Genomic DNA, 26,716 nt, shown 5'->3' with positions numbered 1-26,716 from the left:
AAGCGCCTGTGCTATGCCGCCTAGTGCGGCGATGGGTGCGCTATACCTTCTTCTCGGCTTTCAGTGCTTGCCGAGGGCGCGCTCACGCGGCGGCCGGAAGGTGACGCTGGGCACCATGTCGTTGGTTTGGACGAAAAAGTCAAGGTGCATCTTTTCGCAGGTGCGAAATGAGATCTACTCCAGCGCGAGTTCAAAACCGGCTTCCGCCGCTTCCTGTCCGTTGACGAGGATGACGATGCGGTGCGTGCCGGCATAGTAGCGGCGCGTCGTGATCGGCCGGATCGCATGGCGTTTCTCGATCTCGATCGAGCCGCCGGGCGCAAGCGTCGCCGATGTCCATTTGAAGACTTTGGGTGTTGTCGAGCCGTTCGCCTTGCGATGGTGCACGGCGTAGTCGATCATCACCTTCTGGCTGGTTTTGGCCTGATGGCTGATTGCAAGGCGCAGGCCGAGGCTTTCGCCGAGCACGATTTCGGAGCGGTCGAGCGAGAGGCGGGCGTGGACGCGGCTCGGAGGGGCGAAGCCGAAATTCGAAAGCGCGGCGGAATGCCCCTGCTTCAGGAGCGTGCGCGAGGCGTGGCGCAGAAGCTGGCGACGCTCAGGTGGCGCATCGCCGACATGTTCGGCGACGAAGGCTGCCACCATATCCGGGTGGTCCTTGGCAATGTCGTTGAGACTGTTGGCGACCGAGCGGCGCACATAGTCCTCGGGGTCGTCGAGGAGCGCCGTCAGGATCGGCAGGATCGGTTTCGGATCGCGAATGAGTTTCGGCAGACGCATTGCCCAGGGCAGGCGCGGCCGCGTACCTTCGCTCGCCAGCCGCCGGACGTGATGGTTGGCGTCGCCGGTCCAGGTCCGGATCGTCGCCAGTGCGCGATCCTGGTCGTGATCGATGAAGACGCGAATGCCGAACTCGCCGGTGAAATGCGGTGTCAAGGCGCGCAGCAGCGATAGCGACAGATCGAAGTCCTCGAGACCGCGCAGGGCGACAAACTGGCTGACGGGCAGAAGCGCCCAGCCGCTGATGCCGGGAACGCCATCCCGGGGCAGGCAGGCTGCGAGAATCTCGGCGGCCCCGGCAAACGGTTGCGGCAAGGTCTCGACGAGCGCGTCGCGGATCTTGAGCGAACGCTGCATCAGTTCCAGCGCCTCGAGGCCATCGCCCGCGAACCTCAGGAATTTTGCCCGATCGAAGGCGCTGGCGCCACGGGCGATCCGGTCGGCAATGTCCGTGACGACGCCGGGGTGCAGCAGGTTCTTCAGTGGCTCGGCCATTGTCAGGCAGTCCTTCCTCTCGTCTCTCTGGACTCTCGTCTCTCTGGCGCTCAGATCTTCTGGCCGTCGGTAAAATGCTGCACCAGCATTACCGCACTGATCGTTGCCGCATAAGGCGCAAACTCCGGATCGACCCGAACGCGTTCACCGGCGGATCGGGCAGCCTCCAGCGTCTCCCATTCGACCAGATCCGCAAACATTCCCGACGTCTCGCAGGAGTCGACCGCGCGCCAGGAGATGAAGCCGGGATAGCGGGAAACGGCTTGCATCGCCCGGTGGCGCGTGGCTGTCGCCGCGGGCTTGTCGAGGACGATGCAAACGGCAAGCTCAAGGATGTGATCGCTGGTCATGTTCATGCTCCATGTCTGTTGGAGCTTGATTTAGCACAGGGCAACTGACAGCCTTATGGCCATAGTCGACCTTCGCATGCTTGTGTGTGGCGGGCGGTCGCTGTACCCCTTCAAACGTGCGGCACGACGGCGAAGGAGGCCACGCATGAGACCCGCCGACCGGCTCTTTCGCATCATCCAGCTCATGCGCGCCACCGGGCGGGCGATGACGGCGCGTGAGATCGCCGAGAAGATGGAGGTCGCTCAACGGACGATCTACCGCGACATGGAGCATCTGATCGCCTCGGGCGCTCCGATCGATGGCGAGCGCGGCGTCGGCTATCTGCTGCGCGGGGCCTTCGACGCGCCGCCGCTCGCCTTCACCTTCGAGCAGCTCGAAGCGCTCGCCTTCGGTGCCCGCGCCGTGCAGATGCTGGGCGACGGGCGGCTTGCCCAGTCGGCGCGCGAGGCGATGGAGAAGATCGCCCACGGTCTGCCGCCCGAACACCGGCAGCGGCTGACGGCGGCACCGCTTCGCGCCTTCCGCTCGGCACTCCAGCCGGAACCGCCGGCACTGCTCGGCGATCTCCGACAGGCGATCGCCGAGCGGCGCAAGCTTCGGCTTGCCTATGACAGCCTCAAGGACGAGCACTCCGAGCGCACCATCTGGCCGCTCGGCCTCAGCGTCTTCGGTCATAACTGGCTGCTGACCGGCTGGTGCGAGCTGAGGTCGGACTTCCGGGATTTCCGGGTCGACCGGATCAGTTCGCTCCAGGTCGAACGCGAACGCTACGAGGCGATGCCCGAGCGCAGCTTCGAAGCCTATCTTGCACGGATGTAGATGCCACCGCGGGCGCAAATAAATGGCGCGGAAGCGGCCGCCTATGGAACCGAACCGGGCCTCGTGCGTTTCTTTAAAGGGCCTCTTCGGCCCGCCACGATCCACACCTTTCACTGGGAGACAATCGTGCAGAACCGGACATGGATACTGGTCGCGGACGGCAACACCGCGCGCATCGTCAAGGGCGTTAATCTCTTGAAAGAGTGCCGCCAGCGACCGGACGAGGAGACTTTTCACACCGAACCCAAGCGCGTGCAGGACATCATGGCCGACAAGCCGGGTCGGTCGCACACTTCGGTCGGATACGGCCGATCCGCAATGGAATACAAGAGCGATCCCGTTCGCGAAGAGCAGCAACGCTTCGTTGCAGACGTGGCTGAAAAACTGGAGAGCTACGCCGCCGACCATGCTTTCGACAGCCTGGTGATCTGCGCGGCTCCAAAGACGCTCGGCGATCTCAGGAAGCACCTTTCCACGCACGTCCGGGAGCGGACGGTCGCCGAGATCGACCGCAATTGCGTTGCGGCCACCACCGAGCAACTGATCGCGACAGCGCGGGCCGCGGTGTTCCCCTAAGTTCGGGCGAGATTAAGCTTCGCAATGCATCTCTTGGGCGCGCGCCCCGTCAGAAGTCCGTCGGGACGCCGCCTTCTGCCTTGCGCTTGGCGACAAAGGCATCGAGCTCCTCCTCGATCGCAGGGTCGAGGGGCGGCCGCTCGTATTCGTTGAGCTTCTGCTTGAAGATCCGGTTGGCGTGGTCGTAGGTCGTCGGTCGCCCGGCTTCGGTCCAGGTCTCGAAATTGCGCCAGTCGGAAAGGATCGGCGAATAGAAGGCCGTTTCGTAGCGCTGCAGCGTATGCAGCGTGCCGAAGTAGTGGCCACCGGGACCAACGTCGCGCACGGCATCGAGGCCGAGGGCATCCTCGCTGACATCGAGCGGCGCCAGATATTCCGCCACCATCTGCAGCATGTCGACGTCGAGGATGAACTTCTCGAAGGAGGCGGTGAGCCCGCCTTCGGTCCAGCCGGCGGCATGCATGACGAAATTGCCGCCCCCTTGCGTCAGCGCCCAGAGCGACATCGCCGACTCGTAGGCCGCCTGGGCATCGAGCGTATTGGCGGCATTGGTGTTCGAGGTGCGGTAGGGGATGTTGTATTTGCGCGCGAGCTGGCCGCCAGCAACCACCGCCTTCATGTATTCGGGCGTGCCGAAGGCCGGCGCGCCGGTCTTCATGTCGACATTCGAGGTAAAGCCGCCATACATCACAGGCGCCCCGCGCCGGACCATCTGGGTGAAGGCGATGCCGCAGAGCGCCTCGGCGTTCTGCTGCACCAGGGCACCGGCGATCGTCACGGGGGCCATGGCGCCGGCCAGCGTAAAGGGCGTGACCACCACCACCTGATTGCGCGAGGACATCTCGATGATCCCTTGCAGCATCGGTCCATCGAGGCGCAGCGGCGAGGAGGTGTTGATGATGGTGAAGAGCGACGGTTCGCGCTCCATCTGCTCCATGGAAATGCCGCGGCCGATGCGGGCGATCTCGATGCCGTCGGTGTTGCGCTGCCGCCCGAGTGAATAGACGTGGAAGACCTTGTCCGTCAGCTTCACCATGTCGGAGAGGCAGTCGAGGTGACGCACGGACGCGTGCAGGTCCACGGGCTCGACGGGATAGCCGCCGGTCGTGTGGACGATGTCGTAGGACTGGGCGAGCTTCACCAGCTTGCGGAAATCTTCGTGGTTGCCGGTGCGGCGGCCACCGTCACGATCGGCGACAAAAGGCGCGCTGGCGATCTGGGCGAAGACGAGATTGTTGCCGCCGATCGCGACGTTGCGCGCCGGGTTGCGGGCATGCATGGTGAAGGAGGAGGGCGCTGACGCGACCATCTCCATGATCAGGCCGCGGTCGAAGCGCACCCGGTCGGTGCCGGGCGTCACGTCAGCGCCGGCAGCCTTCATCCGGTCACGCGCTTCCGGCAGGATGATGTCCATGCCGATCTCTTCGAGGATGGTCAGCGACGCGTCATGGATCGCCTCGATCGCATCTTCCGAAAGGATCGTCGATTTGCTCAACGTATTGACGAGATTGAGGTATTTCCCGCCTGTGGACTTGCGAGCCCGTTCTGCTCCGCGGCCGCCCGGCCTGCGTCGCCGCTCCAGCGGCGTCGAGGCCGCATCGCCGGTTGCTGCATCGGGAAACTGATCGTTGTTCATGATGGTCCCACCGCGTTGCCGATGGGTGTGTGTCGCAGATTCTCGGTGGCGATGGCCCGCCATTTGCGACAGTTCAGTTCTCTTGTGGAGTAAATCGTTGCCGCTGACGCATTTTCGCAGTGCGATGGCGCAAGCGTTCAAGACGGGTCGAAATCGGGGGAAGGTGATTTAGGGGCGGTCGCCCCGTAACATCTCGCGCTTGCCGGCAAAACCCTTGCGCTTCTCGACGACGAAGCCGGCGGCCTGGAGATTGCGGCGGACGAAGCCGGCGGCCGCGTAAGTCGCGAAGCTGCCGCGTGATGCCGTCTTTTCGAAGACGAGGCGCATCAGCTCTTCCGACCACATGTCGGGATTGCGGGACGGCGCGAAGCCGTCGAGATACCAGGCGTTGAACGGATCTTCAGCCCGGGCAACGCCTTCGAGCGCCGGGCCGCAGACGACGGTGAGGGTGACATGGTCGCCAAAGTCGATGTGGACGTCACCGTCGGGGCTTGCCGGCCAGCGCGAGACCAGTGCCTGCCGTTCCGCGTCGATCTCCGGCCAGTGAGCGAGCGCCCGGGAAATCTCCTCGGCCGCCATCGGGAAGCGCTCGAACGAGACGAAATGCAGGCGGTCGCCGACGGTCGCGGTCATCGTCCACTGGCGCCACGTCTCGCAGAAATTGAGCCCGGTGCCGAAGCCCAGTTCGCCGATGCGGAAGGTGCCCGCACCGACCCAGCGATGCGGCAGGCCGTTGCCGGAAAGGAAGACATGGCCGCATTCCAGCCGGCCATCGGTGCGGCAATAAAAGTGATCGCCAAACTCCCGGGAATAGGGCATATCGCCCTCGTGCCAATCGAGGTTTTGGTGCGCCGGGGGCTCGAACGGGTCTGCGGATCCTGTCATGGCGAAGGCGATAATCCGCTGGCCGGAGAAGGTCAATCGATGAGCGAGCTTTTGGTCGTCGGCGGCGGCATCATGGGGCTGTGGGCCGCCCTTTCCGCCGCGCGCAAGGGCATGGAAGTGCGGCTTGTCGAGCAGCAGGCGATCGGCGCCGGCGCGAGCGGCGGCCTGCTGGGCGCGCTCATGCCGCACATGCCCGACCGCTGGAACGCCAAGAAGCAATTCCAGTTCGATGCGCTGGTGTCGCTCGAAGAGGAGATCGCGCAGCTCGAAGCCGAGGCGGGGACGTCGACCGGCTATCGGCGCACCGGGCGGCTGATGCCGCTCGCCAAGCCGCATCTGCGCGACATCGCGCTCCGGCATGAGCAGGACGCGAAACAGCAATGGCGCGCGGGCGACCGGCAATTCTTCTGGCATGTCCAGGAGAATGGACCCGAGGGCTGGCCGACCGGGGAGGCAACGGCGCACGGCGTCGTTTTCGATACGCTCGCCGCGCGGGTGTCGCCGCGCAGAATGCTGTCGGCCCTGCGTGCCGCCCTGTCGCGGTTCTCCAATGTTCAGATCGACGAAGGCTCAGGCGTGCGCGCCGTTCTCCCGGTGCATGGCCGGATCGAGCTCGACGATGGCAGTCGACACAGCTTCGATCATTGCATCATCGCAGCCGGCGTCGGCAGTTTCCCGCTGATCGATGCGGTGTCAGGTCCGCTGAAAGCGACGAGCGGCACGGCTGTCAAGGGGCAGGCCGCGCTCTTGCGGGCAGCGGTGGACCCCGCCTTGCCGGTTATCTTCACCGACGGCGTCTATATCATCGCGCATGACGACGGCCATGTGGCGGTGGGCAGCACCAGCGAAAACAGCTTTGCCGATCCATTGTCCACGGACGAACAGCTCGACGATCTGTTGCGGCGCGCCATCCTCCTGGCGCCGCGTCTGGCCGATGCGCAGGTGGTCGAGCGCTGGGCAGGGCTCAGGCCAAAGTCGGCGGGGCGCGAACCCATCGTCGGCCGGCATCCTGATCATTCGAACATTTCCGTGCTGACCGGCGGTTTCAAGGTAAGCTTCGGCATAGCGCACCGCCTCGCGCGATTTGTCGTCGACGAGATCGCCGGCATTCCGACGATCGACATTCCCGCATCTTTCCTGTGCCGGAATCACTTGGGGGCGCTTCGCGAGGAGCATCTTTAGGGCTGGATCGAGGAAGGGCCCCGCCCGCCGGCGGAGCCCTGTTCGGACAATCGAAAGCCCGACCTTACATCCAATAGGGCGGCACGCCGTAGTAGTCGTAGACGCGGCGGCCGTTTTCCTCGTTCCAGTCGTATTCCTCGTCGCCGCGATATTTCGGTGCGCGCTCCACCTGATCACGCGTCACGTCGGTGCGGTAGCCGCCGAGGCTTTCGTCATAGGTCAACTTCGCCCAGGGCAACGGATAGTGATCTTCGCCGACGCCGAGAAAGCCGCCGAAACCGAGCACGGCATAGGCCACGCGACCGCTGCGCTTTTCGATGATCACGCGCTCGATCGAGCCGATGTGCTTGTTGTCGGAGCCATAAACCTTCGTGCCTTCAACCTTGTCGCTTGCGATCAGGTCATGGGTTTCCTTGATCCCGGCGTCCTGCAGGCTTGCGTTGTGGTAGCTCACGCTTCTTCTCCATCCTTGATTGTTACCTCGAAGGAACGGATCTTGGGCCGGATGGTTCCGATGTCTCGACGCAAACCGGTGGTGTCGGGCGGTTTTGCCCGGTCCACTTCGTCAATCTGTCACGCAAATCACCTAAGACGCGGCCGATAGATCATCATGGTCTATTCTCATGAGTTGGGCGGGGGATGCGGGCGGAAATCGCACGTGTTTTCCTCATCCCGCTCAAGGACAACCGGAGCCACCCATGCGCTACGCCATTTGTTTCACACCGCCGATGGCCGACCCGCTTTCCGCGGTTGCCGCAAGCTGGCTGGGGCGCAACGTCTATTCCGGCGAGCCGACGGAGCTGCCTTCGGTTGCCGGCCTGAGCTCTGCCGACATTGCCTACCACACGGCCGTGCCGCGCCGCTTCGGTTTCCATGCGATGATGATGCCGCCGTTTCGCCTGCACCCGGACATGACGGAATCGCAGCTCCTGAAGGCGCTCATGCACTTTGCCGGCGCGCAGACGCCGTTCGAAATCGACCGGCTGGAGGTCGCCCGCATCGGTCGGTGCTTCGGCCTGATGCCGCAGGTGCCGAGCACTGCCATGCACCTGCTGGCAGCCAATATCGTGCAGGAGTTCAACGCCTTTCGCGCACCGCTCAGCGAAGACGAGATCGAGCGTTCCGATCCGGACCGGCTGACCGCGCCGCAATTCTCCAATCTGCACCGCTGGGGCGCCCCTCACGTCATGGACGAGTATCGCTTCCATATGCTGCTCACCGGCCCGCTCGCCCCGGAAGCGCTGCGTCAGGTCGAGGCGCCGCTTCGCGGCCTGTTCGAACCGCACCTGGCGCCACCGCTTGCCATCGGCAGCCTTGCTCTCTTCGTCGAGCCGGAGACCGGCGCACCTCTGCGCGTGCATTCGCAGCACCCGCTCGGCAAGATCTCCACCAGTGCGCGCACCGAGCGCGCCAAACGCGTTGCCGCCGAGCCCTCCCTTGGTCCGGGATCGATCCGGCCCTTGCCGCTCATCGTTGCGGCCTTGATGGCGCAGCGTTAAATTTGGCGGCTGTGCAGCAAGAGCTAAACAAAAGCGCTTTTGGATAGGGCAAGCCCAGAGACGGCATGTTCGCTTGCGAGAAGTAGCGCAGCGACTTTGTTTCCCCGTCGGCGATGGCGGTCTGAGAGCCGACGATCCGACACCTAAAGAGGGTAACTACATATTCAACCCGGTCGCCGTTCGGGTAGGTGTGCCGGAACTCTTTCCCGCCGAATACACCCAAGATCGTTTCCACCGAGACGGGATAACCCGTTTCTTCCATCACCTCCCGGATGATGGCCTCCGCTGGCGTTTCGCCCGGTTCGATTGCTCCCGCCGGCAAGCTCCAGCCTTCGCCGCTTGATTTTTCCTGCAGCAGAATCTGGCCAGCGGAATCAAGAATGGCGGCCGCCACCGACGGACAAAGGAGAAGGCCGGTGCCGATTTTTTCGCGAAGCGTTTGAATGTAAGATTTCATCTCGACGAGGCCGCTCGAATTGTCGATCCATTTAACGTTACTTCAGGTAAGTGCTCAACCTAGGCTTGGGTTGGGCTATTCTGGTGATTTCAGCCCAGATCCTGACGATATCGCTGCGTCGTCTCCCGTCATTTCGGTATCGACAATCCGGCCGGCGGTGATACCGTTCTGGAAAAATCGAAGGGTGATTTGATGTCTGAGACGAAGTATCCACGCGACCTTGTTGGCTATGGCCGCAATCCGCCGAAGGCAAACTGGCCGGGCGATGCGCGCATTGCCGTGCAGTTCGTGCTGAACTACGAGGAGGGCGGCGAAAGCTGCATTCTCGATGGCGATCCGGCGTCCGAATGTCTGCTGTCCGAGATCGTCGGCGCGCAGCCCTGGCACGGCCAGCGCAACCTCAACATGGAATCGATCTACGAATATGGCGCCCGTTCCGGCTTTTGGCGGCTGTGGCGCATGTTCACGAGCCGCAACGTGCCGCTGACCGTCTATGGCGTGACGCTTGCCATGGCGCGCAACCCCGAGGCGGTTGCGGCCATGAAGGAAGCCGGTTGGGAGATCGCCAGCCACGGCCTGCGCTGGCTGGAGTACAAGGATTTCCCGGAAGATGTGGAACGCGAGCATATCCGCGAGGTCGTGCGCCTGCATACGGAGCTGACCGGCGAGCGCCCGCTCGGCATCTACCAGGGCAAGCCCTCGGCCAACACGCTGAAACTGGTGCTGGAAGAGGGGGGGTTCCTCTATTCCTGCGATTCCTACGCCGACGAGTTGCCCTATTGGGTGCCGGGTCTGCCGGCCGACAAGCCGCACCTGATCATTCCCTATACGCTCGATGCCAACGACATGCGCTTTGCCACCAATCAGGGCTTCAACTCCGGCGACCAGTTCTTCACCTATCTCAAGGACACCTTCGACGTGCTCTACGAGGAAGGCCGCCAGGGCGATGCCAAGATGATGAATATCGGCCTGCATTGCCGGCTTGTCGGCCGCCCCGGCCGGGCCGCCGCGCTCGCCCGCTTCATCGATTACGTCATGTCGCACGACAAGGTCTGGGTGCCCAGGCGCATCGACATCGCCCGCCATTGGTACCAGCACCACAAGCCGGAAGGGGCGCTTTGATGTCCGACCGCGACGCCTTCGTCGCCCGTTTCGGGGGTGTGTTCGAGCATTCGCCCTGGGTGGCCGAACGCGCCTTCGATCGCGCCGCGGCGACGGGTCTGACGGCGGGCAACGTGCATTCCGCGCTCTGCCAGGCTTTTCGTGCGGCGCTGCCGCGCGAGAAGCTGGAGGTCTTGCGCGCCCATCCCGATCTTGCCGGCAAGCTGGCGATCGCGGGCAAGCTCACGGCGGACTCGACTGCGGAGCAGGCGTCTGCCGGCCTCGATCGGCTGACGCCCGAGGAGCATCAGCGCTTCACGGCGCTCAACGACGCCTATACGCAGAAATTCGGTTTTCCCTTCATCATCGCGGTGAAGGGGCTCACCAAGGGCCAGATTCTCGCCTCCTTCGAAAGCCGCATTGACAATTCGCCCGAAGAGGAATTTGAAACCGCTTGCGCGCAGGTGGAAAAAATCGCCCGCCTGCGGCTGCAGTCGATGCTTCCTGGAGACGAAAATGCCTGACAAATCCGTTCGATACGCGCTCTCACGCACTGGGGAGGCCGTCGAACTGGAGCTGATATCCGCAAGTGCGGCCCCCTCTCGTGAGGCCAATGTCTGATGCCGCGCCTGCTTGAGATCGAACCGCTGACGCGCGACGCCTTTGCACCCTTCGGAACCATCATCGAAGCGGATCCGGCGACGATGCGCTACATCAACGGCGGCAATACGGAACGCTTTCACGGGCTGGCGCGCGCGGATATGGTCGGCGACGGCGCCAATGTCATCATCAACATCTTCCGTGGCCAGCCGCGCGCGTTTCCGTATGCCGTGACCATGATGGAGCGCCATCCGCTCGGCAGCCAGAGCTTCTCGCCGCTCGACGATCGCCCTTGGCTCGTCGTTGTCGCCGAAGACGAGGACGGGCGTCCGGGCACGCCGAGGGTATTCCAGGCAAGTGGTCGGCAGGGCGTCAACTATGGTCGCAATGTCTGGCATCATCCGCTGATGTCGGTCGGGGCTGTCAGTGATTTCCTGATCGTCGATCGCGAAGGGCCGGGCAACAATCTGGAAGAATATTTCTACGACGAGCCTTTTGTCATTCCGAGCCCAGTCTAGCGGGTTGGACGCCCGCATGCCGCGCCAGCAGAAAGAGGATGCCATGAGCAGCACCGGCCGCCTGACGACCCATGTTCTCGACACCGCACTCGGCAAGCCGGCCGAGGGCCTGCGCATCGATCTCTACTGGCTCGAGGGCGAAGAGCGGCAGTTGATCCGCACCGTCCACACCAACAGCGACGGCCGGGTCGACGGACCGATGGTCGAAGGCATCGGCTTCATGGCCGGCCATTACGAGTTGGTCTTCCATGCCGGCGACTACCTGCGCCGCACCGGCGCCACGCTGCCGGAGCCGGCCTTCCTCGACCGCATCCCGTTGCGCTTCGGCATCGCCGACCCGGCCAACCACTATCACGTGCCGCTGTTGCTCTCGCCCTATGGCTACTCGACCTATCGGGGGAGCTGAGGGCTTCCGTTCGACGTCCCCCTGCCTAAAGCGGGTCGCGTGCTGACCTCTCCTTCGGTCATCCTCGGGCACAAGCATTCATACGGCCACCCGCGGCAATGGATGCGCGGGTCAAGCCCGAGCATGACGGAGTGGTGACGCGCCTTCTCAATCCGCCAGAATGCTGCGGTCGACGTCGTTGATGTTGCGCTTGCCGCAGAGCGCCATGGTGATGTCCATCTCCTTGCGGATGATTTCCAGCGCCTTGGTCACGCCTTCCTTGCCCATGGCGCCGAGGCCGTAGAGGAAGGGGCGGCCGATATAGGTGCCCTTGGCGCCCATGGCGACAGCCTTCAGCACGTCCTGGCCGGAGCGGATGCCGCCGTCGATATGGACCTCGATCTGGTGGCCGACCGCATCGACGATGCGCGGCAGCATGCTGATCGACGAATGAGCGCCGTCGAGCTGGCGGCCGCCATGGTTGGAAACGATAATCGCGTCGGCGCCGGTCGCGGCTGCCATCTTGGCGTCTTCGGGGTCAAGAATACCCTTGAGGATCAGCGGCCCGCCCCAACGCTCCTTGATCCAGGCGACATCCTTCCACGAGAGTTGCGGATCGAACTGTTCCGCCGTCCAGGCGCCGAGCGAGGAAAGGTCGGTAACGCTCTTGGCGTGGCCGACGATGTTGCGGAAGGTGCGGCGCTTGGTGCCGAGCATCTTCATGCACCAGCCGGGGCGCGTCGCCATCTGCCAGAGATGCTTGGGCGTCATTTTCGGCGGTGCGGAAAGGCCGTTCCTCAAGTCCTTGTGGCGCTGGCCGAGGATCTGCAGGTCGAGCGTCAACACCAGCGCCGAGCATTTCGCTGCCTTGGCGCGGTCGATCAGGTTCAGCACGAATTCACGCTCGCGCATGACGTAGAGCTGGAACCAGAAGGGCTTGGTGGTGACCGAGGCGACGTCCTCGATCGAGCAGATGCTCATGGTCGAGAGCGTGAAGGGGACGCCGAAGGCTTCGGCGGCTTGGGCTGCCAGCATCTCTCCGTCGGCGTGCTGCATGCCGGTGAGGCCGGTTGGGGCGAGCGCCACCGGCATCGAGACCTTCTGGCCGATCATCGTCGTTTCCAGCGAACGGTTGGTCATGTCGACCAGCACCCGCTGGCGCAGCTTCACCTTGGCGAAATCCTCCTCGTTGGCGCGATAGGTGCCTTCGGTCCAGGCGCCGCTGTCGGCATAGTCGAAGAAGAGCTTCGGCACGCGGCGCTTGGCAAGAGCCTTGAGGTCGCTGATTTCGAGGATTTGCGTCATGGAAACGGCCTTCGTCCAAGGGAGATTGACGAGCCATTATCATGTTTGCCGGAGGCTTGTTAATAGCCAGAACGCGGAGAGGTCAATTTTCTTGACCTCTCCGCGTTTGGCGGGTCACGCGGCGGCGAGCGCCGATTTCGCCGGCTTGCCGGCGACATAGGTTTCGACGATCGCGCGGTCGTCGCCCATGGTCTGCAGCAGGAAGAGTTCGTCGGCCAGTGAATTGACCACTTCGGCGCGGAGCGCCATCGCCGGCGTCGCCGCCATGTCGAGCACGATGAAATCGGCATCCGTACCAGCTTCGAGCGTGCCGATCCTGTCGACGAGCGAGAGCGCTTCGGCGTTGCCGCGGGTCATCATGAAGAAGCTGTCGAAGGGGTTCAGCCGCTCGCCCTGCAACTGCAGGATCTTGTAGGCCTCGTCGAGTGTCTTCAGCATCGAATAGCTGGTGCCGCCGCCGATGTCGGAGGCGACCGAGGTGCGCACCGGCTTGTCGCGGCGGGTGAGCGCGCGCAGCGGAAAGAGACCGGAACCGAGAAAGAGATTGGAGGTCGGGCAGAAGACGGCGACGGAACCGGTTTCGCTCATCGCATCCGCCTCGCGCTCCGACAGGTGGATGCAATGGCCGAACAGGCTTTTCGGTCCGAGCAGGCCATAGCGGGCGTAGACGTCGGTATAGTCCTTGGCTTCCGGATAGAGCTCGCAGGTAAAGGCGATCTCGTCGCGGTTTTCCGAAAGATGGGTCTGGACGTGCAGGTCGGGGAACTCGCGCACCAGCGACCTGGCGACGTCCATCTGTTCCGGCGTCGAGGTGATGGCGAAGCGCGGCGTGATGGCCACGTGGTTGCGGCCCTTGCCGTGCCATTCGCGGATCACCGCGCGGGTTTCGTCGTAGCTCATCTCAGGCGTGTCGAGCAGCCCTTGCGGCGCGTTGCGGTCCATCATCACCTTGCCGGCGACCATGCGCATGTCGCGGCGGAGCGCCTCGGCGAAGAAGGCGTCGGCGGAGGCCTTGTGCACCGAGCAATAGGCGGTCGCCGTCGTCGTTCCGTGCCGCACCATCTCGTCGAAGAAACGCGTCGCAATGCGTTCGGCATGGGCGGTTTCGACGAAGCGGCATTCCTCCGGGAAGGTGTAGGTGTTCAGCCACTCCAAGAGGTTGGCGGCATAGGAGGCCATCACCTGCATCTGCGGGAAATGCAGGTGCGTGTCGATGAAACCGGGTACGATCAGGTGCGGGCGATGATCGATTTCCGGGACGCCCTCGGGAGCGCGTGCCTTGACCGCGGTGTAGCCGCCGCTGGCAATGATCTGCCCCCCTTCGACCAACAGCGCGCCGTCGCTCTCGTAGCTATAGGCGGCGCTGTCGTCGATCGACGTTGGCGCGCGGTGGAAGCTTAAGAGTCGGCCGCGGATGAGAGTGGTTGTCATCGTGTCCTGCCTTCCTCGACGGCGCCTTCGAACCACGCTGTCAGAAGCTGACGCTCGTCCGTCGTCATGTCTGTCACGTTGCCGGGCGGCATTGCGTGGCTGCGCCCGGCCTGGATATAGATTTCACGGGCATGGGCGGCAATCTCCGCCTCGCTTTCCAGCACCACGCCCTTCGGCGCCCGGGTGATGCCCTCATAAACCGGTTCGACGGCATGGCACATGGAGCAGCGGGTCGAGATCGTGTCTTTGACGGCGGGGAAGTGGGCGTTCGCGGCAAAGCGGGCGAAGGCCGGCGCCACTTCCGCCTTCTCGCCGCCGGTCAGAACCTTCGGCACGGTCGAAAGCCACATGATCAGGACGAAGATCAGCGCGGTGACGAGCCAGGTCCAGGTCGGCTTGCCCTTGCGGGCATGGGTGGTGTTGAACCAGTGGCGGATGGTGACGCCCATCAGGAAGACCAGCGCCGCGATGATCCAGTTGAACGCCGTCGCAAACGCCAGCGGATAGTGGTTCGACAGCATGAAGAAGATGACGGGAAGCGTCAGGTAGTTGTTGTGGAGCGAACGCTGCTTGGCTTGCGCTCCGAGCTTCGGATCCGGCGTGCGGCCGGCGATCAAATCCGCGACGACGATCTTCTGGTTGGGGATGATGATGAAGAACACGTTGGCCGACATGATCGTCGCGGTGAAGGCGCCGAGATGGAGGAAGGCGGCGCGGCCGGCGAAAAGCTGGGTATAGCCCCAGGCCATGGCGACGAGCGCGACATAGAGCAGCGCCATCAGCCCCCAGGTGTTCCGGCCGACCGGCGATTTGCACAGGAGATCGTAGAACAGCCAGCCGACGCCGAGCGAGGCGAGCGAGATCAGGATCGCGGTCGTTGCGGAAATATCGAGCACATGGCGGTCGATGAGGAAGAGATCGGCGCCGCCGTAATAGACGATACAGAGCATGGCGAAGCCCGAAAGCCATGTCATGTAGGATTCCCATTTGAACCAGGTGAGATGCTCCGGCATCGCGGCCGGCGCCACCAGGTATTTCTGGATATGGTAGAAGCCGCCGCCATGCACCTGCCACTCCTCGCCATAGGCGCCGACGGGCAGGTGATCGCGCTTCATCAGGCCGAGGTCGAGCGCGATGAAATAGAAGGATGAGCCGATCCAGGCGATGGCGGTGATCACGTGCAGCCAGCGCACGGCAAAGGCCAGCCATTCCCAGGCAATGGCGAACTCGTACATTCAGATCCCCTTTTGTCTGCGTTTAACGCTTTGCGCAAAAATAGCCGATGAGAAGGCGGTCAACGCTGCGCCCGCAGTATTCTCTTCCAGATCGTGCCGCCCAAATACTTATTGAAAACCAGAAAGTACGCCACGATCAAGATGATCGCGAGGAGCGCAGGGCCGCCCTTGAGGTGGAAGCCTGCTTCAGTTCTTCCGCCGAAGATCAGTGCCAAAAGATATCCGATCCCGAAGAAGGCGGTGAAGAAGTCAAGCAATGCGGCAAGCACAATCCGCCAGGTAGCCGGTCCTCTGAAGACTTCAGAATTATTCATTGCGTTGGCTCCATTCGTTGCGATCTAGGTATCCTGCACGTGTCCTTTAATCGTAGCCGGCTAAAGGACAAAAACATGCGGCAATTCAAAGTGCTATAGCGACCTTTGCGCGTCTGATAAGACGCACGGCTCTGCAATGTCGCTCGCGCCGTTGCAGCACTTGATGCAGAGAGACCATGTGACAGGGCGATCGGCGCTCGAGGTGTGATCGAGCCTCAGTCGCGTTCAATGCGTTCCCGCAGTTCATTCCACAGAAGGTAGTGAAATGGGCTCCCAGTCTTTCCCCGACATACTTTCCTCCCGAGGCGTTTATGAACACCTCAGTTAAAAGAGAGATAAACGTCATAAATCCGAGACTTATTACGATTAAAATCGAAGCTATGAAGATTATTGTGAATAGAGTCGTGCCTTGTTCCTCGCCGGGCTTTACATCGTAATATACAATGGCGCCTAAAAAAGGGGTCGCTACAGCAGTAGCCGCGGCATAAAACAAAGTGCGGAGGGTGGTTGCCTTCTTCACGTGCTTGCCATCCTTGAGCGATGGTTAGCCTTAACAGGAAAATTCGAGCAGACTGGAACAAAACCATCTCTCTTTCGAGATGGCTGCTGCATATATACTCAAATTATCTGGCTTCTCTAGTAATCCTGTCTTGCTTTTTACGGCACTACATTATCTTCTCAAGAGCTATTTGCTTTAAGGAATTCTGGCGGGCAGAGCTCACCGAGGATCCACTCGCGGAAGATCCGGATCTTCGGTGTGTTGCGGCGGGCGTGCGGATAGGCGAGCCAGTAGTCGCAACCGTCGCTGCAGCGCAGATCGAACGGCTGGTAGAGGCGGCCGAGTGCCACATCGTCCGGATAGAATTCCGGCGTCAGGATCGCGACCCCTTGGCCCGCGACGGCAGCGCGCGCCTCGAAGGATTGCGCGCCGAGCCGGCTGTGCGGCCGCCCTTCGAGATCGGGATCGTCGACCCCTGCCGCCTTGAACCACATCCGCCACCAGGGATCGCCGGCGTCGATGATCCTGAGCTTCAGCAGGTCGCGCGGCTCGTGCACGCCGCCGATGGTTTCGGCAAGTGCCGGGCTCAGCATCGGGCTGAATTCCACGCGCATCAGCGGGTGTGTGTCGAGGCCGGGCCAGACGCCGGCGCCTGAACGGATCGCGAGATCGGCCGGCTCCCGGGTGAAATCGGTGAGCGAGTCGCTCGTCGTCAGCCGGACGGCAATGTTGGGATGGGCGAGCTGGAAGCTGCCGATGTTGCGCGCGAGCCATTGCGAGGCGAAGGTCGGCGTCGAGCTGATCAGGAGCGCGCTGTCGATATCGCCGCGGGCGTTGGATACCGCTTCCTGCAGCATTTCGAAGGCTTCGGTCACGCGTGGGGCCATGCGCTGGCCGACTTCCGTCAGCGAGATCTGGCGCGGGCGGCGCAGGAACAGCGGCTCGCCGACATTCTCCTCGATCAACTTGACCTGGTAGCTGACGGCCGTCTGGGTCATGCCCAGCTCTTCGCCGGCCTTGGTGAAACTGCCGAGTCTCGCGACCGCTTCGAAGACCCGGAGCGCATTCAGCGGAAACTGCTTCGACATCTTCATGGATAAGTTCTCTTGATGCATGCAGACGGATGTTCGATTGGATTTCGATCCTCCTCCACGGCATCCTCCAAGTCAACTTCCCAAGACGAACAGGTGCCGAGATGACTTGCGATACTTTCGAACGTACTGAAAGAAAACCATTTCTTTCGTTTGAGCCGGTGGTCCGGCTCACGGCCGCCCTGCTCGGAGGCCTCGTTGCCCCCAAGCCGATGCTGGATGTCAACGCGCTCTCCGATCACATGAAGAGAGATATGGGTTTCATGGATGTCCACAGCCCCCACAGCGACGACGAGGAGGCAATGGCCAACGCTCGCCGTCTGCTCAGCATCAATGAACTGCCGCGGCTGTAGAGGCCGTACGTTCCGTTTCTAGAGCATCTTCCCGCTTCCGGTGATTCGACTTGAAAGCGGGATGCTCTGGACGCGGGATCGATGGCCGGTCAGGCGCGCCGAAGGCGTTCGACGGCCATCAGCACGCGCTCCGGTGTTGCCGGCGCGTCGAGCCGCGGGCATTCGCGGTAATCCGCGACGCTCGCGACTGCCATCGACAGGGCTTCCAGTACTGAGATCGGTAGCATGAAGGGCGGCTCTCCCACCGCCTTGGAGCGACCAATGGTTTTCTCGACGTTGCTCGACCATTCGGCAAGCCTGACGTTGAAGATCTTCGGCCGGTCGGAAGCGAGCGGGATCTTGTAGGTGGAGGGGGCGTGGGTGCGCAGCCGGCCCTTGTCGTCCCACCAGAGTTCTTCCGTCGTCAGCCAGCCCATGCCCTGCACGAAACCGCCCTCGATCTGGCCGATATCGATCGCCGGGTTGAGCGAGCGGCCGACATCGTGCAGCACGTCGACACGATCGACCATGTACTCGCCGGTCAGCGTGTCGATTGAGACCTCCGAAACCGCGGCGCCATAGGCGAAATAATAGAAGGGCGTGCCGCGACCGGTGGCGCGATCCCAATGGATCTTCGGCGTCTTGTAGTAGCCGGCGGCCGAAAGCTGGATGCGACCCATATAGGCCTGCTTGATGAATTCGGGGAAGGGCACCAGCTCTTCGCCGATTTTCACATGGTTGGCCACGAAGCTGACACTGTCCGGCGTTGTCTGCCAGCGCTCGCAGGCGAAGCTCACCAGCCGTTCCTTGATCTGGCGGGCGGCGTCGAAGGCGGCCATGCCGTTGAGGTCGGAGCCGGAGGAGGCGGCGGTCGCCGACGTATTCGGCACCTTGCCCGTCGTCGTCGCGGTGATGCGGACGCGGTCGAGATCGACCTGGAAACTGTCGGCGATCACCTGCGCCACCTTGATATAGAGGCCCTGGCCCATCTCGGTGCCGCCATGGTTCAGGTGGATCGATCCGTCCTGATAGATATGCACCAGGGCTCCCGCCTGGTTGAAGGCGGTCATGGTGAAGGAGATGCCGAACTTCACCGGCGTCAACGCAATGCCCTTGCGGATGACGCGGCTGGTCCGGTTGAAGTCGAGAACCGCCCGGCGGCGCGCCTGATAATCCGCACCCTCTTCGAGTTCGGCGACGATCTGCGCGATGATGTTGTCTTCGACCTGCTGATGATAGGGAGTGATGTCGCGGCCGGAGCTCTTTTCGCCATAAAAGTTCAGCTTGCGGATATCGAGCGGGTCCTTGCCAAGCTGATAGGCGATCTCTTCGATGATGCGCTCGCCGCCGAGCATGCCCTGCGGGCCGCCGAAGCCGCGATAGGCGGTGTTCGATACCGTGTTGGTCTTCAGCGGTTGCGACGTGAGCTTTACATGCGGGTAGAAATAGGAGCTGTCCGCGTGGAACAGGGCCCGGTCGGTGACCGGTCCGGAGAGGTCGGACGAATAGCCGCAGCGCGCCGCATAATTGGCGTGGACGGCATGGATGCGGCCCTCGTCGTCGTAGCCGACGTCATAGTCGACCAGGAAGTCGTGGCGCTTGCCGGTCGCCGTCATGTCCTCGTCGCGATCCGGGCGGAACTTGACCGCGCGGTTGAGCTTCTTCGCCGCAACGGCCGCAAGCGCTGCGAACTGGTTGCCTTGCGTTTCCTTGCCGCCGAAGCCGCCGCCCATGCGGCGCACGTTCACCGTCACCGCGTTCGAGGGAACGCCGAGCACGTGCGATACCATATGCTGGATTTCGCTCGGATGCTGGGTCGAGGACCAGACGGTGACCTCGTCGTCCTCGCCGGGAATGGCGAGCGCGATATGGCCTTCAAGGTAGAAATGCTCCTGGCCGCCGATCCGGATGCTGCCCTTGAGCCGGCGCGGCGCCTTTTCCAGCTCCGCCTCGGCGTCGCCGCGCTGCAGGGTCAAGGGTTGGGTGACGAGTTCGCCGCCGTGGGCGACAGCATCGAGAATGTCGGTGAAATGCGGCAGGTCGCGGTAGGTGATCTTCGCCAGCCGCGCGGCCCGGCGGGCAATGTCGCGGGTCTCCGCAATCACGGCAAAGGCCGGCTGACCATGGAACTGCACCAGCCCATCGGCGAGCACCGGCTCGTCGTGCAGGTGGCTGGGGCTGATGTCGTTGGAATGCGGCATGTCCTTGGCGGTCAGCACCAAGACGACGCCGGGCACGGCGGCGACCGCCGCGAGGTCCATGGCGATGATTTCCGCATGCGCCCGGTCGGTCATGCCGAGCGCGCCATGCAGGGTGCCTGCCGGTTCGGGCATATCGTCGATATAATCGGCGGTGCCGGCCACATGCTTGTGGGCGCTGTCATGACGCAGCGGCGCATGCATCTCGCCTCGGATCGCCTTGCGTTCCTCGAAAGTCGATTTGTCCATCTTACTGGTTCCTTCCGAAGAAAATGCCCGTCATCCGGCCTGCCGGCCACCTTCTCCCCGCCATGCGGGGAGAAGACTCGTGGTAACCGCCCATGGCGGGTTGAACGCTCCTGGCCGCTGCTTGGCCTGACACCACCGCCTGGTTGGCGAAACCTGCGACGTCCTCGTTTGCTCTCCCCGCTTGCGGGGAAGGGGCTGGGGTGAGGGGCAAATCCCGCCCATTAAACTGGCGATCGATGCTCATACCGCCTCCTCGAAACGCCGCAGTTGAGCCGTCTCGCCGCTGCTTTCCAGGAAGAAGCGCATCAACAGGTTCTTCGCCGCTAGCATGCGATATTCGCCGGTGGCACGCCAGTCGGTGAGCGGCTGATAATCGGTCTCGAAGGCTGGCTGTGCCGCGTGGATCGTTTCTTCGGTCCATGGCTTGCCGATCAGCGCTGATTCCACGGTCGTGGCGCGCTTCGGCGTGGCGGCCATGCCGCCGAAGGCGACGCGGGCGGAATGGACAACGCCATTTTCCACCGACAGGCGGAAGGCGCCGAGCAGGGCGGAGATATCCTCGTCGCGGCGTTTGGAGACCTTGTAGGCGGCAAAGAGATCCCCGGCCGGCAGGCGCGGCACGAAAATGCTCTCGACGAATTCGCCGGGTTGGCGATCCTGCTTGCCATAGGCGATGAAGAAGGATTCGAGCGGCAACGTGCGCCGGCCGTTGGTCGAGCTGAGCGTCACGGTGGCCTCGAGCACGATCAAGGGCGGCGGGCTGTCGCCGATCGGCGAGCCGTTGGCGATGTTGCCGCCGATCGTGCCCATGTTGCGCACCTGCTCGCCGCCGATCCGGTCGATCAACGGACCGAAGCCGGGATGGATCTTGGCGAGGGCCGAAAATGCGGCGGTATAGGTGACGCCGGCGCCGATCGTCAGGCCTGCCTCGGTCTCTTCGATGCGCTGCAACTCGGCGATGCCGTTGATGAAGATGACCGGGTTGATCGGCCGCATCTGCTTGGTCACCCAGAGACCGACATCGGTGGAACCCGCAACGACCGTCGCTCCCGGATGTTCCGCAAGTGCCGCGGCCAGGCCGTCGCCGTCCGCCGGCACGATCAGACAGTTTTCGCCCTGGCGAATGGTGATCGTTTCGGCCGGTATCAGCGCCTTGAGCCTTGCGGTGATCGCTTCACGCTCCCTGGTGATCGGATCGAAAATGGCGGAGGGCCGCTCTTTCGCGGCCGCTTCCGCGGCGCGCACGATCGGCTCGTAGCCGGTGCAGCGACAGAGATTGCCTTGCAGCGCCTTCTCGATAGCAGCCCGGCTCGGGTCGTCGTTCGTAAGCCAGAGGCCATAGAGCGACATGACGAATCCGGGCGTGCAGAAGCCGCATTGCGAGCCGTGGAAATCGACCATTGCCTGCTGTACCGGATGCAACGTGCCGTCCTTGCCGGCCAGATGCTCGACGGTGACCACATGCGTTGCCTGCAGCGAGCCGAGGAAGCGGATGCAGGCGTTGACGCTTTCGTAGACGAGTGCGTCGCCTGCGAGCCGCCCGACCAGCACGGTGCAGGCGCCGCAGTCGCCCTCGGCGCAGCCTTCCTTGGTGCCGGTCAGCCGGCGCCCGAGCCGCAGATAGTCGAGCAGGGTCGTGGTCGGCGCGATGTCCGAAAGCGAGACCTCGCGGTCGTTGAGGATGAAGCTGATCGTTCCGTTCGACTGGGGCATGCCATTCATTCCCTGCGGCTGCATTACCTGAAATCACTTTGATTTTAGGTGGTTATGCAGAAAAGCAAAGGGCCGAAGAAACTTTTGCCTGCTCCAGGGGCGTGCCTATTGCGCCGTCCAGCCGCCGTCCATGGAAACATGGGTGCCGGTGATCTGGGCCGCGTCGTCGCCGGCGAGATAGACGGCGAGGGAAGCGACCTGTTCGACGGTGATGAATTTCTTGGTCGGCTGGCCCTTCAGCATCACGTCATTGATTACCTGCTGCTCGGTGATGCCGCGGGTGCGCGCCTGGTCCGGGATCTGCTTTTCGACGAGTGGCGTCAGCACGTAGCCGGGGCAGATCGAATTTACGGTGATGCCGCTTTCCGCGACTTCGAGAGCCACGGTCTTCGTCAGGCCGAGGACGCCGTGCTTGGCAGCGACATAGGCCGCCTTGAATGGCGAGGCGACGAGGCCGTGGGCGGAGGCGATGTTGACGATGCGACCCCAGCCCTTCGCCTTCATGCCGGGAACGGCGGCGCGGATCGTATGGAAGGAAGAGGAGAGGTTGATCGCAATGATGCGGTCCCATTGCTCGATCGGGAAATCCTCGACTTTCTCGACATATTGAATGCCCGCATTATTGACGAGGATATCGACGCCGCCGAAGCGGGTCGTCGCCGTGGCGATCAGATCGGCGATCTCGGTCGGCTTCGTCATGTCGGCGCCATGATATACGACCGTCCCGCTCGTCAGTGCGCCGACGTCGTCCGTCGCTTGTCTGATTTCATCGGGGCTGCCGAAGCCGTTCAACACGATGTTGGCGCCGCCCTTGGCGAAGGCCTTGGCGATCGCAAGCCCGATGCCGCTCGTCGAACCGGTGATGACCGCTGTTTTCGTCATTGCTGCTCTCTCCCTTTGCGGCGCCGCGGACTGCCCTTGTTGCGGCGCAACAGCGCCAGCCTACGCGTAAAACCGCAGCGCTGACAATTGTGTTTTTGAGCCCTGCATGCTTGCTTAAATTGGATCCGAGTTAAGCAAGCATGCAGCAGTTCAGAGTGCTACAGCGACCTTTGCGCGTCTGATGAGACGCGCGGCGCTGTAGGGACCGCAGAGTTGCCGCAGGGATCAGCGAAGGCGGGTGGTTGCGTTTTGTTTTCGTTTGACATTCGTTTTGCCATCGTATTGAAGTTTCCGAAATGACGTCCCGCCCTTGAGGAAGGGCGGAGAACATTGAGCGGGATGAGGAAATGTGTGTGCGGTTGTCCGCCCGCCTCCCGCTCTGACTTTTGATGCGGCCGGGGAGGGGCATATGGGCGGATATATTCTCGCGATCGATCAGGGTACGACCTCGAGCCGTGCGATCGTCTTCGACGGTCGGCAGCAGGTCGTCGGTGCCGGCCAGAAGGAATTCAAGCAGCACTTCCCGAAATCCGGCTGGGTCGAGCACGATCCCGAGGAAATCTGGCAGACGGTGCTTTCGACGGTCCAGGAAGCGATCGCCAAGGCAGGCATCACCGCCGGCGACATCTCGGGCATCGGCATCACCAACCAGCGCGAAACCGTCGTCGTCTGGGATCGCGAAACCGGCAACCCGATCCACAACGCGATCGTCTGGCAGGATCGCCGCACCGCCGCCTATTGCGACAAGCTCAAGAAGCAGGGGCTTGAAAAGACCTTCACCAAGAAGACCGGCCTGTTGCTCGATCCCTATTTTTCCGGCACCAAACTCAACTGGCTACTGACCAACATCGAGGGCGCGCAGGCGCGCGCGGCCAGGGGCGAGCTCTGCTTCGGCACGATCGATACCTTCCTCATCTGGCGGCTGACCGGCGGCAAGTCCTTCGCGACCGACGCCACCAATGCGTCGCGCACGCTTCTCTACAATATCGCCGAGAACGCTTGGGACGACGAGCTGCTGAAGATTCTCAAGGTGCCGCGCGCCATGCTGCCGGAGGTCAAGGACTGCGCCGCCGATTTCGGCATGACCTACCCGGCGATCTTCGGCGCGGCAATCCCGATTCTCGGCGTTGCCGGCGACCAGCAGGCGGCGACGATCGGCCAGGCCTGCTTCAAGCCGGGCATGCTGAAATCCACCTATGGCACCGGCTGCTTCGCGCTGCTCAACACCGGTAAGGACATGGTGCGCTCCAAGAACCGGCTGCTCACCACCATTGCCTACCGGCTCGACGGCGAAACGACCTATGCGCTGGAAGGTTCGATCTTCGTCGCCGGTGCAGCCGTGCAGTGGCTGCGCGATGGGCTCAAGGTCATCAAGGCCGCACCCGATACCGGTACGCTCGCTGAAGGCGCCGATCCGACGCAGGAGGTCTATCTGGTCCCGGCCTTCACCGGTCTCGGCGCGCCGCACTGGGATCCGGATGCGCGCGGCGCAATCTTCGGCATGACCCGAAACACCGGCCCGGCCGAGTTTGCCCGCGCCGCGCTCGAAGCCGTCTGCTACCAGACGCGCGACCTGCTGGAGGCGATGCACAAGGACTGGCGCAACAACGGTAACGAAACGGTGCTGCGCGTCGATGGCGGCATGGTTGCCTCCGACTGGACGATGCAGCGGTTGTCTGATCTGCTCGACGCACCGGTCGATCGGCCCATCATCCTCGAAACGACCGCGCTCGGCGTCGCCTGGCTCGCCGGCGGCCGCGCCGGCGTCTGGCCGAAACAGGAAGCGTTCGCCCAGTCCTGGGCGCGCGACCGCCGCTTTGAGCCGGCCATGGACGAGAAGACGCGCAAGGCCAAGCTCAGGGGATGGCATAACGCCGTGAGGCGCACGCTGAACTAACAGCGCGGGCGAGACGCGATTTTCAGCCGTAATATCCGGTTCCCGCCAATCATCCGACACAGGCTCCATTCATGTTCATCTGGGAAACACTGCGTTTCCCGGATGAGCATTTGCTGCTCCTGCGCGCGGCAACTATCTGTTGTCGCAACAGAAACAGGACGGGCATCATGGAACTCGGGCTTTACACTTTCGCGGATGTCGATCCGAATGCTGAAGAAAAGGGCAAAGAGGGGCAGCGCCGCCTCAAGAACCTTCTCGAAGAAATCGAGCTCGCCGATCAGGTAGGCCTCGACGTTTTCGGGCTCGGCGAGCATCATCGCCCCGATTATGCGGCTTCTGTACCATCCGTCATTCTGGCTGCGGCCGCCGCCAAGACGAAGAATATCCGATTGAGCAGCGCCGTCACGGTGCTGAGTTCGGACGATCCCGTGCGCGTCTTCCAGCAGTTCTCGACCCTGGACCTGATCTCCAATGGCCGCGCCGAGATCATGGCGGGGCGCGGGTCCTTCATCGAGTCCTTCCCGCTCTTCGGCCAGTCGCTCGATGACTACGACCAGCTATTTGCCGAGAAGCTCGATCTCTTGATGGCGTTGCGTGACAGCGAGAAGGTCACGTGGTCGGGCGAGATGCGGCCGGCGATCCACGATCGCGGCGTCTACCCGCGGCCGCTGCAGGATTCGTTACCGCTCTGGATCGCCGTTGGCGGCACGCCGCAATCGGTGGCGCGCGCCGGCGCGCTCGGCCTGCCGGTGGCGCTTGCGATCATCGGCGGCGAGCCGCGCCGTTTCGCGCCGCTCTTTGATCTCTACCGCGAGGCCGCGCGTCGCGCCGGTCAGGATCCTGCCAAGCTGAAAACCAGCATCAACGTGCACGGCTTCATCGCCGACACGACCGATCTGGCCGCCGACCAGTTCTATGGGCCGCAGGCGGAAGTGATGAACCGCATCGGTCGCGAGCGCGGCTGGGGACCGACGAATCGGGCGCATTTCGATCAGGCGCGTGGGCCTAGCGGCAACCTCTTCCTCGGCGATCCGGAAACGGTGGCGCAGAAGATCGTCGAAAACTGGAAGGTCTTCCGCAACGATCGCTTCCTGCTGCAGATGGCGATCGGGCCGATGCCGCACGACCAGATCATGCGCGGCATCGAACTATACGGCACCAAGGTGGCACCGCTCGTGCGCAAGGCGGTGGCGGAAGAGAAGGCGGCGGCACCGGCCGCCGTCTGACCTGCAACGCGGGGTTTCAGGGCCCGATTGCCGGCCGTCCCGTTCGGCGCTGGCATAACATATGGCGACACGCTACATGTGAGCGCGAAAGCGAGACACGGATGACCCTGAACAACGAAGAAGATCTGCTGCGGCTGAAGGAAATCGGCCGCATCTGCGCCAATGCATTGCAGGCCATGGGCGAGGCGCTCGAGCCCGGCATCACCACGGCGGAACTGGATGCGATCGGCCGCAAGGTGCTGGAAGAGGCCGGCGCACGCTCGGCGCCCGAGCTCTGCTACAATTTCCCCGGTGCCACCTGCATCAGCGTCAACGAGGAAATCGCCCACGGCATTCCCGGCAGCCGGGTGATCCAGGCGGGTGATCTTGTCAACATCGACGTCTCGGCCGAAAAGGACGGCATCTTCGCCGACACGGGCGCCTCCTTCCCGGTGCCGCCGGTCAGCGTCGCGATCGACAGGCTCTGCCGCGATGGCAAGCGGGCGATGTGGGTGGGCCTCAAGCAGGTGCGCCCCGACCAACCGCTGGCGGCCATCGGCAACGCGATCGGCGACTTCGCCCGCAAGAACCGCTATTCGCTCGTCACCAATCTCGCCAGCCACGGCATCGGCCGCTCGCTGCATGAAGAGCCGACCGAGATTGCCACTTGGCCGGATCCGCGCGAGCGCCGCCGGATGACCGACGGCATGGTCTTCACCGTCGAGCCTTTCCTCTCCATGGGCGCGCAATGGGCCGAGGGCGGCAATGACGACTGGACGCTCTACAGCGATCCGCGGGCGCCGACGGTGCAATACGAGCACACCGTCGTGGTCACCCGCGGTGGGCCGCTGGTGGTGACGCTGCCTGGCTAAAGCAACGCCAGGAAAAGTGCGAAGCGGTTTTCCGTCCGGTGTTGCGTCTTACAGGGGCAACGCCAGGAAAAGTGCGAAGCGGTTTTCCGTCCGGTGTTGCGTCTACAGGGGTAACGCCAGGAAAGGTGCGCAGCGGTTTTCCGTCCGGCGTTGCGTCTACAGGGGCAACGCCAGGAAAAGTGCGCGGCGGTTTTCCGTCCGGCGTTGCG

General features: G+C 63.1%; 26 protein-coding genes. 12 read left to right on the top strand and 14 right to left on the bottom strand.

The features are described 5' to 3' along the window. Nucleotides 1-174: 174 nt before the first annotated feature. Both ACQ5BM_RS22865 and ACQ5BM_RS22860 read right to left on the bottom strand, forming a co-directional pair. Nucleotides 175-1,275: a DNA alkylation repair protein gene (locus tag ACQ5BM_RS22865; RefSeq protein ID WP_429816332.1), complete on the bottom strand. Its 1,101-nt coding sequence runs from the start codon at nucleotides 1,273-1,275 to the stop codon at nucleotides 175-177. A gap of 50 nt (nucleotides 1,276-1,325) precedes the next feature. Further along, nucleotides 1,326-1,625, bottom strand: coding sequence for a hypothetical protein (locus ACQ5BM_RS22860; RefSeq protein WP_173517482.1), 300 nt, complete (start codon nucleotides 1,623-1,625; stop codon nucleotides 1,326-1,328). Nucleotides 1,626-1,770: 145 nt separating this feature from the next. Between ACQ5BM_RS22860 and ACQ5BM_RS22855 the strand changes: the two genes are divergently transcribed. Both ACQ5BM_RS22855 and ACQ5BM_RS22850 read left to right on the top strand, forming a co-directional pair. After that, nucleotides 1,771-2,445 (top strand): helix-turn-helix transcriptional regulator, encoded by a 675-nt coding sequence (locus ACQ5BM_RS22855; RefSeq protein ID WP_429816329.1) that lies wholly within the window; start codon nucleotides 1,771-1,773, stop codon nucleotides 2,443-2,445. Between the two features lie 126 nt (nucleotides 2,446-2,571). Then, nucleotides 2,572-3,021: a host attachment protein gene (locus tag ACQ5BM_RS22850; RefSeq protein WP_429816650.1), complete on the top strand. Its 450-nt coding sequence runs from the start codon at nucleotides 2,572-2,574 to the stop codon at nucleotides 3,019-3,021. Between the two features lie 49 nt (nucleotides 3,022-3,070). On the opposite strand, the gene ACQ5BM_RS22845 is transcribed toward ACQ5BM_RS22850, so the two are convergent. After that, the gene (locus tag ACQ5BM_RS22845) at nucleotides 3,071-4,657 is read right to left on the bottom strand and encodes a trimethylamine methyltransferase family protein (protein WP_429816326.1); all 1,587 of its coding nucleotides are present in this window, start codon (nucleotides 4,655-4,657) and stop codon (nucleotides 3,071-3,073) included. A 168-nt stretch (nucleotides 4,658-4,825) separates the two neighbouring features. Beyond that, nucleotides 4,826-5,542: a tRNA (5-methylaminomethyl-2-thiouridine)(34)-methyltransferase MnmD gene (gene mnmD / locus ACQ5BM_RS22840; RefSeq protein ID WP_429816323.1), complete on the bottom strand. Its 717-nt coding sequence runs from the start codon at nucleotides 5,540-5,542 to the stop codon at nucleotides 4,826-4,828. Between the two features lie 39 nt (nucleotides 5,543-5,581). Here mnmD and ACQ5BM_RS22835 point away from each other — a divergent pair, with 39 nt between their 5' ends. Then, entirely contained in the window at nucleotides 5,582-6,724 is a 1,143-nt protein-coding gene (locus ACQ5BM_RS22835) for an NAD(P)/FAD-dependent oxidoreductase (protein ID WP_429816322.1), read from the top strand. A gap of 64 nt (nucleotides 6,725-6,788) precedes the next feature. Here the strand turns inward: ACQ5BM_RS22835 and ACQ5BM_RS22830 are convergent, their stop codons facing one another. Beyond that, complete coding sequence (locus ACQ5BM_RS22830) at nucleotides 6,789-7,178, bottom strand: PRC-barrel domain-containing protein (protein WP_429816320.1); 390 nt, start codon at nucleotides 7,176-7,178, stop codon at nucleotides 6,789-6,791. Nucleotides 7,179-7,422: 244 nt separating this feature from the next. Here ACQ5BM_RS22830 and ACQ5BM_RS22825 point away from each other — a divergent pair, with 244 nt between their 5' ends. Then, nucleotides 7,423-8,223: a DUF1045 domain-containing protein gene (locus ACQ5BM_RS22825; RefSeq protein WP_429816318.1), complete on the top strand. Its 801-nt coding sequence runs from the start codon at nucleotides 7,423-7,425 to the stop codon at nucleotides 8,221-8,223. On the opposite strand, the gene ACQ5BM_RS22820 is transcribed toward ACQ5BM_RS22825, so the two are convergent. Further along, nucleotides 8,192-8,680, bottom strand: coding sequence for an NUDIX domain-containing protein (locus ACQ5BM_RS22820; RefSeq protein ID WP_429816315.1), 489 nt, complete (start codon nucleotides 8,678-8,680; stop codon nucleotides 8,192-8,194). The two genes, ACQ5BM_RS22825 and ACQ5BM_RS22820, sit on opposite strands and share 32 nt — an antisense overlap. 192 nt (nucleotides 8,681-8,872) lie before the next feature. Here ACQ5BM_RS22820 and puuE point away from each other — a divergent pair, with 192 nt between their 5' ends. The 4 genes from puuE (at nucleotide 8,873) to uraH (ending at nucleotide 11,305) form a co-directional block, all read left to right on the top strand. Further along, the gene (puuE, locus tag ACQ5BM_RS22815) at nucleotides 8,873-9,802 is read left to right on the top strand and encodes an allantoinase PuuE (protein WP_429816314.1); all 930 of its coding nucleotides are present in this window, start codon (nucleotides 8,873-8,875) and stop codon (nucleotides 9,800-9,802) included. Next, nucleotides 9,802-10,305 carry a 2-oxo-4-hydroxy-4-carboxy-5-ureidoimidazoline decarboxylase gene (gene uraD / locus ACQ5BM_RS22810; RefSeq protein ID WP_429816312.1) on the top strand — a complete coding sequence of 168 codons (504 nt, stop codon included), beginning with the start codon at nucleotides 9,802-9,804 and terminating at the stop codon, nucleotides 10,303-10,305. The genes puuE and uraD overlap by 1 nt, the downstream gene beginning before the upstream one ends. Before the next feature lie 96 nt (nucleotides 10,306-10,401). Then, a complete protein-coding gene (locus ACQ5BM_RS22805) occupies nucleotides 10,402-10,899 on the top strand; it encodes an ureidoglycolate lyase (RefSeq protein ID WP_429816311.1) in 498 nt (165 codons plus the stop codon). Nucleotides 10,900-10,942: 43 nt separating this feature from the next. Beyond that, nucleotides 10,943-11,305 carry a hydroxyisourate hydrolase gene (gene uraH, locus ACQ5BM_RS22800; protein ID WP_429816309.1) on the top strand — a complete coding sequence of 121 codons (363 nt, stop codon included), beginning with the start codon at nucleotides 10,943-10,945 and terminating at the stop codon, nucleotides 11,303-11,305. Nucleotides 11,306-11,452: 147 nt separating this feature from the next. Here the strand turns inward: uraH and ACQ5BM_RS22795 are convergent, their stop codons facing one another. The 5 genes from ACQ5BM_RS22795 to ACQ5BM_RS22775 all read right to left on the bottom strand — a co-directional run bounded on the left by ACQ5BM_RS22795 (nucleotide 11,453) and on the right by ACQ5BM_RS22775 (nucleotide 17,162). Next, a complete protein-coding gene (locus ACQ5BM_RS22795; RefSeq protein ID WP_429816307.1) occupies nucleotides 11,453-12,589 on the bottom strand; it encodes an alpha-hydroxy acid oxidase in 1,137 nt (378 codons plus the stop codon). Nucleotides 12,590-12,703: 114 nt separating this feature from the next. Continuing rightward, nucleotides 12,704-14,020 carry a guanine deaminase gene (gene guaD / locus ACQ5BM_RS22790; RefSeq protein WP_429816305.1) on the bottom strand — a complete coding sequence of 439 codons (1,317 nt, stop codon included), beginning with the start codon at nucleotides 14,018-14,020 and terminating at the stop codon, nucleotides 12,704-12,706. After that, entirely contained in the window at nucleotides 14,017-15,255 is a 1,239-nt protein-coding gene (locus ACQ5BM_RS22785; protein WP_429816303.1) for a urate hydroxylase PuuD, read from the bottom strand. Before ACQ5BM_RS22785 ends, guaD begins: the two co-directional genes overlap by 4 nt. Before the next feature lie 59 nt (nucleotides 15,256-15,314). Further along, nucleotides 15,315-15,569: a hypothetical protein gene (locus tag ACQ5BM_RS22780; RefSeq protein WP_429816301.1), complete on the bottom strand. Its 255-nt coding sequence runs from the start codon at nucleotides 15,567-15,569 to the stop codon at nucleotides 15,315-15,317. A 678-nt stretch (nucleotides 15,570-16,247) separates the two neighbouring features. Further along, complete coding sequence (locus ACQ5BM_RS22775) at nucleotides 16,248-17,162, bottom strand: LysR substrate-binding domain-containing protein (protein WP_429816299.1); 915 nt, start codon at nucleotides 17,160-17,162, stop codon at nucleotides 16,248-16,250. A 29-nt stretch (nucleotides 17,163-17,191) separates the two neighbouring features. Between ACQ5BM_RS22775 and ACQ5BM_RS22770 the strand changes: the two genes are divergently transcribed. Next, nucleotides 17,192-17,512, top strand: a complete 321-nt coding sequence (locus ACQ5BM_RS22770) for a hypothetical protein (protein ID WP_429816296.1) — start codon at nucleotides 17,192-17,194, stop codon at nucleotides 17,510-17,512. An 89-nt stretch (nucleotides 17,513-17,601) separates the two neighbouring features. Here the strand turns inward: ACQ5BM_RS22770 and xdhB are convergent, their stop codons facing one another. From xdhB to ACQ5BM_RS22755, 3 genes are all read right to left on the bottom strand, one after another. After that, nucleotides 17,602-19,938, bottom strand: a complete 2,337-nt coding sequence (gene xdhB / locus ACQ5BM_RS22765; RefSeq protein ID WP_429816294.1) for a xanthine dehydrogenase molybdopterin binding subunit — start codon at nucleotides 19,936-19,938, stop codon at nucleotides 17,602-17,604. A gap of 240 nt (nucleotides 19,939-20,178) precedes the next feature. After that, complete coding sequence (gene xdhA / locus ACQ5BM_RS22760) at nucleotides 20,179-21,651, bottom strand: xanthine dehydrogenase small subunit (RefSeq protein WP_429816291.1); 1,473 nt, start codon at nucleotides 21,649-21,651, stop codon at nucleotides 20,179-20,181. Between the two features lie 105 nt (nucleotides 21,652-21,756). Further along, complete coding sequence (locus tag ACQ5BM_RS22755) at nucleotides 21,757-22,533, bottom strand: 3-hydroxybutyrate dehydrogenase (RefSeq protein WP_429816289.1); 777 nt, start codon at nucleotides 22,531-22,533, stop codon at nucleotides 21,757-21,759. Between the two features lie 409 nt (nucleotides 22,534-22,942). Between ACQ5BM_RS22755 and glpK the strand changes: the two genes are divergently transcribed. The 3 genes from glpK (at nucleotide 22,943) to map (ending at nucleotide 26,507) form a co-directional block, all read left to right on the top strand. Next, nucleotides 22,943-24,430, top strand: coding sequence for a glycerol kinase GlpK (gene glpK / locus ACQ5BM_RS22750; protein WP_429816287.1), 1,488 nt, complete (start codon nucleotides 22,943-22,945; stop codon nucleotides 24,428-24,430). Between the two features lie 167 nt (nucleotides 24,431-24,597). Further along, nucleotides 24,598-25,656 carry an LLM class flavin-dependent oxidoreductase gene (locus ACQ5BM_RS22745; RefSeq protein WP_429816285.1) on the top strand — a complete coding sequence of 353 codons (1,059 nt, stop codon included), beginning with the start codon at nucleotides 24,598-24,600 and terminating at the stop codon, nucleotides 25,654-25,656. A 101-nt stretch (nucleotides 25,657-25,757) separates the two neighbouring features. Then, entirely contained in the window at nucleotides 25,758-26,507 is a 750-nt protein-coding gene (gene map / locus ACQ5BM_RS22740; protein WP_429816282.1) for a type I methionyl aminopeptidase, read from the top strand. Nucleotides 26,508-26,716 lie beyond the last annotated feature (209 nt).

Source organism: Ensifer sp. B1-9 (assembly GCF_050474445.1).
Taxonomy (GTDB): domain Bacteria; phylum Pseudomonadota; class Alphaproteobacteria; order Rhizobiales; family Rhizobiaceae; genus Ensifer.
The sequence above is the reverse complement of the archived record's forward strand: the minus strand, read 5'-3'. Positions and strand labels throughout refer to the sequence as shown.

Bases quoted from the DNA above. Each gene is read 5' to 3' on its own strand.
- ACQ5BM_RS22865 (WP_429816332.1), bottom strand. From the start codon at position 1,275: ATGGCCGAGCCACTGAAGAACCTGCTGCACCCCGGCGTCGTCACGGAC.
- ACQ5BM_RS22860 (WP_173517482.1), bottom strand. From the start codon at position 1,625: ATGACCAGCGATCACATCCTTGAGCTTGCCGTTTGCATCGTCCTCGAC.
- ACQ5BM_RS22855 (WP_429816329.1), top strand. From the start codon at position 1,771: ATGAGACCCGCCGACCGGCTCTTTCGCATCATCCAGCTCATGCGCGCC.
- ACQ5BM_RS22845 (WP_429816326.1), bottom strand. From the start codon at position 4,657: ATGAACAACGATCAGTTTCCCGATGCAGCAACCGGCGATGCGGCCTCG.
- mnmD (WP_429816323.1), bottom strand. From the start codon at position 5,542: ATGACAGGATCCGCAGACCCGTTCGAGCCCCCGGCGCACCAAAACCTC.
- ACQ5BM_RS22835 (WP_429816322.1), top strand. From the start codon at position 5,582: ATGAGCGAGCTTTTGGTCGTCGGCGGCGGCATCATGGGGCTGTGGGCC.
- ACQ5BM_RS22825 (WP_429816318.1), top strand. From the start codon at position 7,423: ATGCGCTACGCCATTTGTTTCACACCGCCGATGGCCGACCCGCTTTCC.
- ACQ5BM_RS22820 (WP_429816315.1), bottom strand. From the start codon at position 8,680: ATGAAATCTTACATTCAAACGCTTCGCGAAAAAATCGGCACCGGCCTT.
- puuE (WP_429816314.1), top strand. From the start codon at position 8,873: ATGTCTGAGACGAAGTATCCACGCGACCTTGTTGGCTATGGCCGCAAT.
- uraD (WP_429816312.1), top strand. From the start codon at position 9,802: ATGTCCGACCGCGACGCCTTCGTCGCCCGTTTCGGGGGTGTGTTCGAG.
- ACQ5BM_RS22805 (WP_429816311.1), top strand. From the start codon at position 10,402: ATGCCGCGCCTGCTTGAGATCGAACCGCTGACGCGCGACGCCTTTGCA.
- uraH (WP_429816309.1), top strand. From the start codon at position 10,943: ATGAGCAGCACCGGCCGCCTGACGACCCATGTTCTCGACACCGCACTC.
- ACQ5BM_RS22795 (WP_429816307.1), bottom strand. From the start codon at position 12,589: ATGACGCAAATCCTCGAAATCAGCGACCTCAAGGCTCTTGCCAAGCGC.
- guaD (WP_429816305.1), bottom strand. From the start codon at position 14,020: ATGACAACCACTCTCATCCGCGGCCGACTCTTAAGCTTCCACCGCGCG.
- ACQ5BM_RS22785 (WP_429816303.1), bottom strand. From the start codon at position 15,255: ATGTACGAGTTCGCCATTGCCTGGGAATGGCTGGCCTTTGCCGTGCGC.
- ACQ5BM_RS22780 (WP_429816301.1), bottom strand. From the start codon at position 15,569: ATGAATAATTCTGAAGTCTTCAGAGGACCGGCTACCTGGCGGATTGTG.
- ACQ5BM_RS22775 (WP_429816299.1), bottom strand. From the start codon at position 17,162: ATGAAGATGTCGAAGCAGTTTCCGCTGAATGCGCTCCGGGTCTTCGAA.
- ACQ5BM_RS22770 (WP_429816296.1), top strand. From the start codon at position 17,192: ATGTTCGATTGGATTTCGATCCTCCTCCACGGCATCCTCCAAGTCAAC.
- xdhB (WP_429816294.1), bottom strand. From the start codon at position 19,938: ATGGACAAATCGACTTTCGAGGAACGCAAGGCGATCCGAGGCGAGATG.
- xdhA (WP_429816291.1), bottom strand. From the start codon at position 21,651: ATGCCCCAGTCGAACGGAACGATCAGCTTCATCCTCAACGACCGCGAG.
- ACQ5BM_RS22755 (WP_429816289.1), bottom strand. From the start codon at position 22,533: ATGACGAAAACAGCGGTCATCACCGGTTCGACGAGCGGCATCGGGCTT.
- glpK (WP_429816287.1), top strand. From the start codon at position 22,943: ATGGGCGGATATATTCTCGCGATCGATCAGGGTACGACCTCGAGCCGT.
- ACQ5BM_RS22745 (WP_429816285.1), top strand. From the start codon at position 24,598: ATGGAACTCGGGCTTTACACTTTCGCGGATGTCGATCCGAATGCTGAA.
- map (WP_429816282.1), top strand. From the start codon at position 25,758: ATGACCCTGAACAACGAAGAAGATCTGCTGCGGCTGAAGGAAATCGGC.